The organism is Streptomyces cyaneochromogenes, from assembly GCF_003963535.1.
In the GTDB taxonomy this organism is placed as follows: Bacteria; Actinomycetota; Actinomycetes; order Streptomycetales; family Streptomycetaceae; genus Streptomyces; species Streptomyces shaanxiensis.
Genome location: NZ_CP034539.1, coordinates 2,731,051 through 2,741,865, shown reverse-complemented (window position 1 = coordinate 2,741,865; position 10,815 = coordinate 2,731,051). Strand labels below are relative to the sequence as shown.

General features: G+C 70.7%; 10 protein-coding genes. 7 read left to right on the top strand and 3 right to left on the bottom strand.

All coding sequences use genetic code 11. The annotated features are described in order from the left end of the window. Positions 1-481 precede the first annotated feature (481 nt). The 6 genes from EJ357_RS12180 (at position 482) to EJ357_RS12155 (ending at position 6,271) form a co-directional block, all read left to right on the top strand. A complete protein-coding gene (locus EJ357_RS12180; RefSeq protein ID WP_126391468.1) occupies positions 482-1,618 on the top strand; it encodes a TraR/DksA family transcriptional regulator in 1,137 nt (378 codons plus the stop codon). Positions 1,619-1,688: 70 nt separating this feature from the next. Next, complete coding sequence (gene lspA / locus EJ357_RS12175; protein WP_126391466.1) at positions 1,689-2,285, top strand: signal peptidase II; 597 nt, start codon at positions 1,689-1,691, stop codon at positions 2,283-2,285. A gap of 98 nt (positions 2,286-2,383) precedes the next feature. Then, on the top strand, positions 2,384-3,328 hold the full coding sequence (locus EJ357_RS12170) for an RluA family pseudouridine synthase (protein WP_126391464.1): 945 nt from the start codon (positions 2,384-2,386) through the stop codon (positions 3,326-3,328). Then, positions 3,325-3,795 (top strand): GNAT family N-acetyltransferase, encoded by a 471-nt coding sequence (locus EJ357_RS12165; protein WP_126391462.1) that lies wholly within the window; start codon positions 3,325-3,327, stop codon positions 3,793-3,795. Before EJ357_RS12170 ends, EJ357_RS12165 begins: the two co-directional genes overlap by 4 nt. 87 nt (positions 3,796-3,882) lie before the next feature. Then, a complete protein-coding gene (locus tag EJ357_RS12160; protein ID WP_126399396.1) occupies positions 3,883-5,469 on the top strand; it encodes a Na+/H+ antiporter in 1,587 nt (528 codons plus the stop codon). 61 nt (positions 5,470-5,530) lie between these two features. After that, on the top strand, positions 5,531-6,271 hold the full coding sequence (locus tag EJ357_RS12155) for an SDR family NAD(P)-dependent oxidoreductase (RefSeq protein WP_126391460.1): 741 nt from the start codon (positions 5,531-5,533) through the stop codon (positions 6,269-6,271). Between the two features lie 54 nt (positions 6,272-6,325). On the opposite strand, the gene EJ357_RS12150 is transcribed toward EJ357_RS12155, so the two are convergent. Next, positions 6,326-7,447: a mechanosensitive ion channel family protein gene (locus tag EJ357_RS12150; RefSeq protein ID WP_126391458.1), complete on the bottom strand. Its 1,122-nt coding sequence runs from the start codon at positions 7,445-7,447 to the stop codon at positions 6,326-6,328. A gap of 95 nt (positions 7,448-7,542) precedes the next feature. Here EJ357_RS12150 and EJ357_RS12145 point away from each other — a divergent pair, with 95 nt between their 5' ends. After that, complete coding sequence (locus EJ357_RS12145; RefSeq protein WP_126391456.1) at positions 7,543-8,112, top strand: dienelactone hydrolase family protein; 570 nt, start codon at positions 7,543-7,545, stop codon at positions 8,110-8,112. 26 nt (positions 8,113-8,138) lie between these two features. Here EJ357_RS12145 and EJ357_RS12140 read toward each other — a convergent pair whose 3' ends face one another. Further along, complete coding sequence (locus EJ357_RS12140; protein WP_126391454.1) at positions 8,139-9,821, bottom strand: alkaline phosphatase D family protein; 1,683 nt, start codon at positions 9,819-9,821, stop codon at positions 8,139-8,141. 80 nt (positions 9,822-9,901) lie between these two features. Beyond that, positions 9,902-10,741, bottom strand: a complete 840-nt coding sequence (locus EJ357_RS12135) for a thioredoxin domain-containing protein (protein ID WP_126391452.1) — start codon at positions 10,739-10,741, stop codon at positions 9,902-9,904. Positions 10,742-10,815: the final 74 nt, after the last annotated feature.

Below are 10,815 nucleotides of genomic sequence, written 5' to 3'. Positions count from 1 at the left end.
GTGTGCGTCGGCGAGCCCCCTCATTGGGGTCGCGATGCCGGTTCTACTGGCCACTGCCTGTGCGCTGCGGCTTTCTTCCGGCGGCTCCGGGGTGATCTTCACGTCGCGCTCGCCCCCGGGCTTCCACCGTCCCCGGGTCGCTCTGGGCTGCGTACGTCGCTACTCGTCCCCATCCACGCTTTTCGCTCCGCCCAGTGTACGGCGCCGCGCGGACAGCGGCCGACCGGATTTCCGGGGCGTGGGGGCCGGGCGTGGTTCAGGCCGCGGTGACCCGAATGGAGCGGTCGTGTGTTCGGAATCTGGGACGTTCGGCTCGGCGGCATACCCGGCGGGGAGCTGGGCACAACGCATGCAGGTCTGCCGCGCGACATGCGCGAGGCGGGCGAATCGGGCGGTGTGCCCCGTTGCCGCGGGACTCGAGTCGATTTATCGTCCCAGCACGATTCGCGTGCAAGATCACAATATGTGAAGGGGCCGCGGCATGGTGGCGAAGAAGACCGCCGTACAGCAGTCGGCGTCGGGACGGTCCACCCATGCGAGTGCCTCCGGCGGTGCGGGTGCCTCTGGTGGTGCCAGTGCCTCAGGCGGTGCGGCCAAGGATGTGGGCGGGAAGAAGAGCGCGCAGGGGGGTTCCGCGGGGGCACGGGGCGGTAAGCCGGTGAAGACGGTGAAGGAGAAGGGGGCGAAAGCGGCCGGGAAGAAAGCGGTCGCTGCCGAGACGGCGGCTCCCGAGGCGGGCACCGGGAAGGCGGCCGGGGCGAAGAGCGGCGCCGAGAGGCGTGCCGGTGGGAAGAGTGCCGGTGAGAAGGCGGCCCCCAAGAAGCCGGCCCCCAAGAAGAAGACGGCCAAGGAATCTGCTGGGGCCAAGAAGGCCGCTGAGGAGAAGGCCGCTGAGGAGAAGGCGGCCGGGAAGAAGGCGGCCGCCAAGGAGAGCGCGTCTGCGAGAGCGGCCGCCAAGAAGGGCGTGGCCAAGAAGGCCGTGGCAGGGGAAAGGGCCGCCAAGAAGGTGGCCGCCGCGAAGGAAGAGGCCGATCAGGGAGCGGTCGGCAGGGAGGCGGCCGGGAAGAAGGCGGCCGCCAAGAGCAGGGCCAAGAAGGCGGGCGCGGCGCAGGCCGCGGAGCAGACGGGAGCCACGACGGTGGTTGCGAAGAAGACTCCTGGCACGGCCACGGCGGCGAAGACCGCCGTTCCCAAGGCACGCCTCTCCGCGGCGGTGGAGCCCGGCGAGCTCGCGGTGCGCCCCGGTGAGGACCCCTGGACCCCGGAGGAGGTCGAGGAGGCGCGGGCCGAGCTGATGGCCGAGGTGATGCGGCTGCGCGACGAGATCACGTCGTCCGAGCAGTCCCTCGTCGGCCTGATGCGGGACTCCGGCGACGGCGCCGGCGACGACCAGGCGGACACCGGCGCCAAGAACATCACGCGCGAGCACGAGCTGGCGCTCGCCGCCAACGCGCGCGAGATGCTCACTCAGACCGAGCGGGCCCTGGAGCGGCTCGACGCGGGCACGTACGGCCTGTGCGAGAACTGCGGCAACCCGATCGGCAAGGCGCGCATGCAGGCGTTCCCGCGCGCGACCCTGTGCGTCGAGTGCAAGCAGAAGCAGGAACGCCGGTACTGACCGGTAGGCGGATGCCGTTGGACGTGTCGTACTCTCGTCCTCAGTCAGGTACCTAGGTTGAGGGACTCACGTGGCAGAGGCGGAGCGCATCATCGGTACGCCGGAAATCCCAGAGGCGGCGGGAGCCGAGCCGGAGCAGGCCGACGAGCACGCGAAGGACTCCGCGGCCGAGCGGCCCCGGGGCAAGCGCCGGATCGCCGTGCTGTTCGGGGTCGCCGCGTTCGCGTACGCCCTCGACCTGATCAGCAAGATGATCGTGGTGGCCAAGCTGGAGCACCACCCGCCGATCGAGATCATCGGGGACTGGCTGAAGTTCGAGGCGATCCGCAACGCGGGCGCGGCCTTCGGCTTCGGAGAGGCCTTCACCGTGATCTTCACGGTGATCGCGGCGGCCGTGATCGTGGTGATCGCCCGGCTCGCCCGCAAGCTGTACAGCCTGCCCTGGGCGATCGCGCTCGGCATGCTGCTCGGCGGTGCGCTCGGCAACCTCACCGACCGGATCTTCCGCTCGCCGGGCGTCTTCGAGGGCGCGGTCGTGGACTTCATCGCGCCCAAGCACTTCGCCGTGTTCAACCTGGCCGACTCCGCGATCGTGTGCGGCGGCATCCTGATCGTGCTGCTGTCCTTCAGGGGGCTGGACCCCGACGGCACCGTGCACAAGGACTGAGTCCGCGAGGAGCCCGGGGGAGTCCGGAGTCCGGGGCCCGGGAGGGTTGTCCACAGGCTCCGTACGGGGCTGTCGGACCCGTCCGGCATACTCGTCGGGTGAGCACGATTCCCGAGATCCGCACCCTGCCCGTGCCCGACGGCCTGGAGGGCGAGCGCGTCGACGCCGCCATCTCCCGCATGTTCGGCTTCTCCCGTACCAAGGCGGCGGAGCTCGCCGCCGCGGGGAAGGTCACGGTCGACGGGTCGGTGGTCGGGAAGTCCGAGCGGGTGCACGGCGGGGCCTGGCTGGAGGTCGAGATGCCGCAGGCGCCCGCGCCGGTGCAGGTCGTCGCCGAGCCGGTCGAGGGCATGGAGATCGTGCACGACGACGATGACGTGGTCGTGATCGTGAAGCCGGTCGGTGTGGCCGCGCATCCGTCGCCGGGCTGGTCCGGGCCGACCGTCATCGGCGGGCTCGCCGCCGCCGGGTACCGGATCTCGACGTCCGGTGCCGCCGAGCGCCAGGGCATCGTGCACCGGCTCGACGTGGGCACATCGGGTCTGATGGTCGTCGCCAAGTCCGAGTACGCGTACACGTCGCTCAAGCGCCAGTTCAAGGAGCGCACGGTCGACAAGCGGTACCACACGCTCGTCCAGGGCCACCCCGACCCGACCAGCGGCACCATCGACGCGCCCATCGGCCGCCACCCCAACCACGACTACAAGTGGGCGGTCACGGCCGAGGGAAAGCCGTCGATCACGCACTACGACCTCATCGAGGCGTTCCGCGCGGCCTCGCTGCTCGACGTGAAGCTGGAGACCGGACGCACCCACCAGATCCGCGTCCACATGGCGGCCCACCGCCACCCGTGCGTCGGCGACCTCACCTACGGCGCCGACCCGACCCTCGCCAAGCGGCTCCACCTGACCCGCCAGTGGCTGCACGCCGTCCGTCTCGGCTTCGAGCACCCGGGGGACGGGGTGTGGGTGGAGTTCGAGAGCGACTACCCGGCCGACCTGCAGAAGGCGCTGGACCAGGTCCGCGAGGAGACCTGGGCATGAGCTCCGCGCCGTACGCCGTCCGCGTCGCGGAGGACCCCGCCGACCGCGAGGCGTGCTTCGTGGTGCGCAAGGAGGTCTTCGTCGGGGAGCAGGGCGTTCCCGAGGACATCGAGTACGACGCGTACGACGCCACCGCCCTGCATGTGCTGGCGGTCCGGGAGGACGGGGTGCCGCTCGGGACAGGCCGACTGCTGTACGGCGAGGCGGCCGCGGCGAAGGTCGGCGGCGATCCGTCGGTGGGGTCGCTGGGGCGGCTCGCGGTGACGAAGGCGGCGCGCGGGCTCGGGGTCGGGGCCGCGCTGGTGCGGGCCATCGAGGAGGCGGCACGCGCGCGTGGGCTGGCGGCCGTGGATCTGCACGCGCAGACGCATGCGCTGGGGTTCTACGAGCGGCTGGGGTACGTGGCGTACGGGCCGGAGTTCCCCGACGCGGGGATACCGCACCGGGCGATGCGGCGCGTTCTGTAGCCGGGGGTCCGTAGGCGCTGGTGAGAGAGGCGGCGTGGCAGGCTTGAGGTCTGCCTTGTGTACGCCGATGTCATCGGAGCGCTGAGCGTGGATCAGTTGGCCCTGCTGTTCGTGCTGTTGCTCGGGGCCGTGGTCAGTGTCCCGGTGGGGGACCGGGTCGGTTTGCCGGCGCCGGTGTTGATGACGCTGCTCGGGATCGTTCTCGCGTTGCTCGAGTTCGTCCCGAACGTCGAGGTTCCGCCGGATCTGATCCTGCCGCTGCTGTTGCCGCCGTTGCTGTACGCGGCCGTACGGCGGACCTCCTGGCGGCAGTTCGCGGCGAACGTGCGGCCCATCTTTCTGCTGGCCGTGGCGCTGGTGTTCGTCACGACGGTGTGCGTGGCCGCGGTCGCCCACGCGATCGTGCCCGGGCTGCCGCTCGCCGCCGCCGTGGCGCTGGGCGCGCTCGTCGCGCCGCCCGATCCGGTCGCCGCGACCGCCGTCGCCGGGCAACTCGGGCTGCCCCGGCGTCTGGTGTCCATCCTGGAGGGCGAGGGGCTCTTCAACGACGTGACCGCCATCGTGCTGTACCACGTGGCGATCGCGGCCGCCGTGAGCGGCACCTTCTCGCCGTGGGAGGCCGGACTCGATCTCCTGCTGTCCGCCGTGGTGGCACTGGCCGTCGGGCTCGCCCTGGGGTGGGGCGCCAACAAGCTGATGGATCTGCTGGGGGACCCGACCCTGCAGATCGGGCTCACGCTGCTGGTGCCGTACGCCTCGTACGTGCTGGCCGAGGAGCTCCACGGCTCCGGTGTGCTCGCGGTGCTCGTCACCGCCCTGTTCCTCGCCGAGTACGCCACCGGCGCCGACGACGTGATGACCCGGCTCGCCGGGCACACCTTCTGGGACATCGTCGACACGCTGGTCACCGGCGTCGCGTTCGGGCTGATCGGGCTCGAACTGCACATCGCGGTGCGCACGGCGTCCGGGCGGTGGCACGAGATGCTCGGCTGGGCGGCCGCGGTGGTCGGTGTCGTCGTAGTGGTGCGGCTGCTGTGGTTGCTGCCGGCCACCTGGCTCACCAAACGGATGCACACGAAACGGGACTACGACGAGGAGATCCCGTTGGGCTGGCGCGAGACCGTCGTGATGTGGTGGTCGGGGATGCGTGGCGTGGCCTCGGTCGCCCTGGCGCTGGCCATTCCGCTGGAGACGGACTCGGGGGCCGCCTTCCCCGACCGGGACGAGATCGTGTTCATCGCGTTCGGGGTGATCATGGCGACGCTGGTGCTCCAGGGACTGACCCTGCCGTGGCTGGTGAAGAGGCTCGGGGTGCAGGCCGACAGCGCGCGGGAGAAGGAGTTCGAGAAGCAGCTGGCGGTGCGGGCGGCCAAGGCGGCCAAGCGCAGGCTCAGGGAGATCGAGGCCGTGGAGGATCTGCCGGAGGACCTGTCCGAGCAGATGCTGCGGCGGGCCTTCGAGATCGGGGTGCGGATCAGCCCGGACATGGGGGAGGAGGAGCGCAGGGAGGCGCATCGGGAACGGCTGCGGCGCCTGAAGCGGGTGCGGCGGATCCAGGGGGAGCTGCTGAGCGCGGCGCGGCACGAGGTGCTGGCGGCGCGCAGCGAGCCGGGGGCCGACCCGGAGGTGGTGGACCGGGTGCTGCGGCATCTGGACGTGCGCAGTCTGCGGTGATCTTCATGGCAGTCGTGTGAACGTACGCGGCATGTCCTGCCTCCCTTTGTACGCTCGGATCATGGCTCGCAACGTGGTGATCAGTGGTGGCGGTACGGGAATCGGGCTCGCGGCGGCCCAGTTGTTCGCGGCGGACGGGGACCGGGTCCTGCTGCTCGGGCGGCGCGCCGAGGTGCTGGAGCGGGCCGGTGTGCCCGGTGCCCTCACCTACGCGGCGGATCTGAGCAGGACGAGCGGCGCGCGGGGCGTGGAGCGCTTCGTGGCGTCCGAGTTCGGCACCGTGGACGTACTGATCCACAGCGCCGGAGGCAGCGGGTATCTGGAGCCCAGGGTGGACAGCGACGAGCCCCTCGACGTCGTCCTGCACAACTGGACCCTCAACTTCGGCCTCAACACCCTGACCGCCGCCCTGCTCACCGAGGCCCTGAAGGACCGTCTCGCCGACCCCGGCGGGCGGGTCCTGTTCCTCAGCTCCATCGCCGCCTTCCGGGGGTCCGGCAGCGGGGCCTACGCGGCGTCCAAGGCCGCGCTGCACCCGTACGCCCATGATCTGGCCCGGCAGTTGGGGCCGCGCGGGATCACCGTGAACGTGGTCGCGCCCGGGTACGTCGAGGACACCGAGTTCTTCGGCGACGGCATGGACGAGGAGCGGCGGGAGCGGCTGGTCGCGGAGACCTCGACCGGGCGGGCCGGTACGCCGGGGGACGTCGCCGCGACCCTGCACTGGCTGGCGTCCCACGGCGCCGGGCACATCACCTCGCAGATCATCCAGGTGAACGGCGGGGCCGAGCGCGGCCACTGAGCCCGTCGGAGACGGCCGGAAGCCGCCTACGACGGTCACGGCAGCCCTTGACGGTCAGGGCCGCTCCGGGCGCGCCGCCGGCTGGTGGTCGTGCTGGTGGGTACGGCGGCCGGTCGGGACGCGCTGGGGGACGGGGAAGCCGGGCGGCAGGACCGCGTCCGTCGCGTTGACGCGCGGCAGCGCGTACGGGTGCCGTTCGGTCAGCCAGCGGATCAGCTGCTCGCGCACCGTGACCCGGACCGTCCACAGGTCGTCCGCGTCCTTCGCGGTGACCAGTGCCCGCACCTCCATCGTGCTGGGCGTCGAGTCGGTGACGACCAGGCCGTAGTCGCGGCCGTCCCACGCCGGGCACGCGCGCAGGACGTCGCGGAGCTGATCGCGCATCGCCTCCATCGGCGCCGAGTGGTCGACGTGGAGGAAGACGGTGCCGGTCATCTGGGCGCCGCCGCGCGACCAGTTCTCGAACGCCTTCGACGTGAAGTACGAGACGGGCATCGTGATCCGGCGCTCGTCCCAGGTCCGCACCGTCAGGAACGTCAGCGTGATCTCCTCGACGGTGCCCCACTCACCGTCCACCACGACCGTGTCCCCGATGCGCACCATGTCGCCGAAGGCGATCTGCAGCCCGGCGAACATGTTGCTCAGCGTGGACTGGGCCGCGACACCGGCGACGATGCCGAGGATGCCGGCCGATGCCAGCAGCGAGGCGCCGGCCGCGCGCATCGCCGGGAACGTCAGCAGCATCGCCGCCACGGCCACCACGCCGACGACCGCCGCCACCACACGCATGATCAACGTCACCTGGGTGCGCACCCGCCGGACCCGGGCCGGGTCGCGATGGACGCGGGCATAGCGGCTGTACGTCGTCTCCACGACCGCGGCCGCGATCCGGATCGCCAGCCAGGCGGCCGCCCCGATCAGCACCAGGGACAGCACCCGGCCGACGGCGACCCGGTGTTCGAGCAGCAGCTCGGCCTCGTCGTACGACCCTCTGAGCAGGGCCGTACACAGGACGAGCTGGTAGGGGACGCGGGCGCGGCGCAGCTGACCCCACAGCGGGGTCTCACTGTGCCGTTCGTCGGCCTTGCGCATCAGGCGGTCGGTGGCCCACCCGATGATCAGGGTGAGCAGAACCGAGCCGCCGATCACGATCAGCGGGCGGAGTATGTTCTCCATGCCCCCGAACGTAACCACTCCAGGGGGGTCATGAACATGTGCGCCGGTGAGGCGGTGGTCACGGCGTTGTCGGACCCGGCTGGCACCATGGCCTCATGAACATCATGCTCTTCCACTCGACCTATGGCCTCAGGCCCGCGGTGCACCAGGCAGCGGACCGGCTGCGCGCCGCCGGACACGAGGTGTGGACGCCGGACCTCTTCGAGGGGCGTACGTTCGAGACGGTCGAGGAGGGCATGGACTTCAACGACCGGATCGGCAAGGACGAGCTGCTCAAGCGGGCCGTGCTCGCCGCCGCGCCCTACTCGGAGCGGGGTCTGGTCTACGCCGGGTTCTCGCTCGGCGCCTCCATCGCCCAGACCCTCGCGCTCGGCGACGAGAGGGCGCGCGGGCTGCTGCTCCTGCACGGCACGTCGGACATCGCGGCGAACGCCTCGGTGGACGATCTTCCGGTGCAGCTGCATGTCGCCGAGCCGGACCCCTTCGAGACGGACGACTGGCTGAGCGCCTGGTATCTGCAGATGGGCAGAGCGGGCGCCGACGTGGAGGTGTACCGGTACGCGGGCGCCGGCCACGTCTACACCGACCCCGATCTGCCGGACTACGACGAGGAGGCCGCCGAGGCCACCTGGCGGGTGGCACTCGGCTTCCTCGACACCTTGTAAGCCTTCGGGACTCCGCGGGAGCCGGGTCAGACCGGGTCGTACGTGCGCTCCACCTTCTGCGTCCCGCTGCGGGTGCGGTACGAACGGGCCCAGGAGGCGGTCGCGTTCTGCTTGGTCTTGTCGGACAGGACGTAGTAGTCCATCTGCGCGCGGTCGGCCGTGATGTCCAGGACGCCGTAGCCGTGGCGGTCGGTGTCGACCCAGTGGACGTGCCGGTTGGCGGCCTTGATGATCGGCGAGGCGATCGCGGAGACCGTGCCCTCGGGGACCTTGACGATGTCGTCGAGGTTGTCGGAGGTGACCGAGGTGACGACGAACTCCGTGGCGGCGGACGCGGACAGCGGGTACGTACCGGCGTCCACCGGCACGTCGTTGGCCCACGCCATGTGGATGTCGCCGGTCAGGAACACGGTGTTGCGGATCGCGTTCGAGCGCAGGTGGGCGAGCAGCTCCCGGCGGTCGTCCGTGTAGCCGTCCCACTGGTCGGGGTTGAGGGCGAGCCCCTCCTGCGGCAGGCCCAGCAGCTTGGCCAGCGGCTTGAGCAGGTCCGCGGTGAGGGAGCCGATCGCGAACGGCGAGATCATCACCGAGTTGCCGACCAGCCGCCAGGTGGTGTCGGAGGACTTCAGCCCCGCCTTCAGCCAGTCCAGTTGGGCCCTGCCGGTGAGGGTGCGGTCCGGGTCGTCGACCTCGCCGTTGCCGACGGACACCTGCTGCGAGCGGAAGGAGCGCAGGTCGAGCAGGGAGAGGTCGGCGAGCTTGCCGAAGCGCAGGCGGCGGTAGGTGGTGCCGGCGATCGCCGGGCGCACCGGCATCCACTCGAAGTAGGCCTGCTTGGCGGCGGCCTGGCGCGCGGCCCAGGTGCCCTCGGCGCCCTCGGTGTGGTTCTCGGCGCCGCCCGACCAGGAGTCGTTGGCGATCTCGTGGTCGTCCCAGATGGCGATGGCGGGCGCCTTCGCGTGCAGGGCCTGCAGATCCGGGTCCGTCTTGTACTTGCCGTGCCGGATCCGGTAGTCGGCGAGCGTGCGGATCTCGTGGGTGGGCGTGGTCTGCCGTACGACGGTGCCGCGCGTGCCGTACTCGCCGGTGCCGTACTCGTAGATGTAGTCGCCCAGGTGCAGCCAGGCGTCCAGGTCGCCGCGGGCCGCGAGGTGGCGGTACGCGGAGAAGTAGCCGCCCTCCCAGTTGGCGCAGGAGGCCACACCGAAGCGGAGGTTGGACACGGACGCGTTCGCCGCCGGCGCGGTGCGGGTACGCGCCACCGGGGAGTCCGTGCCGCCCGCGGAGAAGCGGAACCAGTAGTCGGTGGCCGGCTCCAGGCCGCGTATGTCGGCCTTGACGGTGTGGTCGGAGGCGGCCTTCGCCGTGGTCGAGCCCTTGGCGACTATGTTCGTCAGCGCCTTGTCCCGGGCGACGATCCAGCTGACCTCGGTGTCCGGGCCGAGCCCGGAGCCGGGGGTCGCCTCGGGCACGGGCGTCACACGGGTCCACAGCAGGACGCCGTCGGGCAGCGGGTCACCGGAGGCGACGCCGTGCAGGAAGGCGGGGGCCGCGTCCACGGCGCCGGCTGGGAGCGCGGCGGCGAGCGGACCGGCCAGGACGGCCGTCGCCGCCGCGGCCTTGACGACCGTACGGCGGCGAGGGGAACGGGATTTGGCGCTCTCGGCGGACGAGGACGCGCTCTCGGTTGATCTGTATGGACTGGTCACGGACGATCAGGTTACTGATCGGTATGAACGAGAGAGGGCGAACCGGTAAAAGTTCGCCCGCTCTTCGACCAGTCGTCGATTCAGCCCTTGAGGGCCGCGTCCACCGCCTTGGTGAACTCGGCCGCCGTCCACGGCTGGTTGGGGTTGGACGTCTTGAGCACGTTGCCGTCCATGACGAAGCTCGGGGTGCCCGTCACGCCGTCCTTGTTGGTGTCGAAGGTCTTCGACATGGCGAGCGCCCAGGCGTCGTACGTGCCCTTCTTCACGGCGTTCTGGAACTTGGCGTTGTTCTTCAGGGCGGGGACGGAATCCCCGATCTCGATCAGGTAGTCGTCGTCCTTGAACTTGTCGTCCGACTCCGCCGGGTGGAACTTCGCCGAATAGAGCGCGTTCTTGTACGCGAGGAACGCCTCCGGGCTCACGTTCAGCGCGGCGCCCATGGCGCTCATCGCGTTCTTGGAGCCCTCGCCGTTGGAGCCGATCTTGCCGTCCTTCAGCGAGTCGCCGTCGAGGAACGTGCCGCCGATGAACTGGACCTTGTACTTGCCGTCCTCGATGTCCTTGTCGACCGTCGAGCCGGCCTCCTGCTCGAACGAGGCGCAGATGGGGCAGCGCGGGTCCTCGTAGACCTTGAGGGTCTTCTTGGCGCTGTCCTTGCCGATGACGACGGTCGTGCCGTTCGTGCCCGTGGTGTTGGCCGGAGCGACGACCTTGTCCTTCTTCACGGCCTCCCACTGGCTGGGCTTGTTGGCCTGCACGATGGCGTAGCCGATGCCGCCGGCCGCCGCCAGCACGCCGACCACCGAGGCGGCGACGACGATCTGCCGCCTCGCCTTCGCCCGCTTCGCCTCGCGCTCGCGCTCGGCGCGCAGCCGCTCACGGGCCGCCGTCTTCGCCGCCTGGCTGTTCCGCTTGCTCATCTTGATCTCCATGGGGACGCGCACACGTCGTGTGCGGAATACGTTCGGGTGGGCTGTGGTGCTCAGCTGCCGTT

Coding starts and splice junctions, on each gene's coding strand:
- EJ357_RS12180 (WP_126391468.1), top strand. CDS start 482: ATGGTGGCGAAGAAGACCGCCGTACAGCAGTCGGCGTCGGGACGGTCC.
- EJ357_RS12165 (WP_126391462.1), top strand. CDS start 3,325: ATGAGCTCCGCGCCGTACGCCGTCCGCGTCGCGGAGGACCCCGCCGAC.
- EJ357_RS12155 (WP_126391460.1), top strand. CDS start 5,531: ATGGCTCGCAACGTGGTGATCAGTGGTGGCGGTACGGGAATCGGGCTC.
- EJ357_RS12150 (WP_126391458.1), bottom strand. CDS start 7,447: ATGGAGAACATACTCCGCCCGCTGATCGTGATCGGCGGCTCGGTTCTG.
- EJ357_RS12145 (WP_126391456.1), top strand. CDS start 7,543: ATGAACATCATGCTCTTCCACTCGACCTATGGCCTCAGGCCCGCGGTG.
- EJ357_RS12135 (WP_126391452.1), bottom strand. CDS start 10,741: ATGAGCAAGCGGAACAGCCAGGCGGCGAAGACGGCGGCCCGTGAGCGG.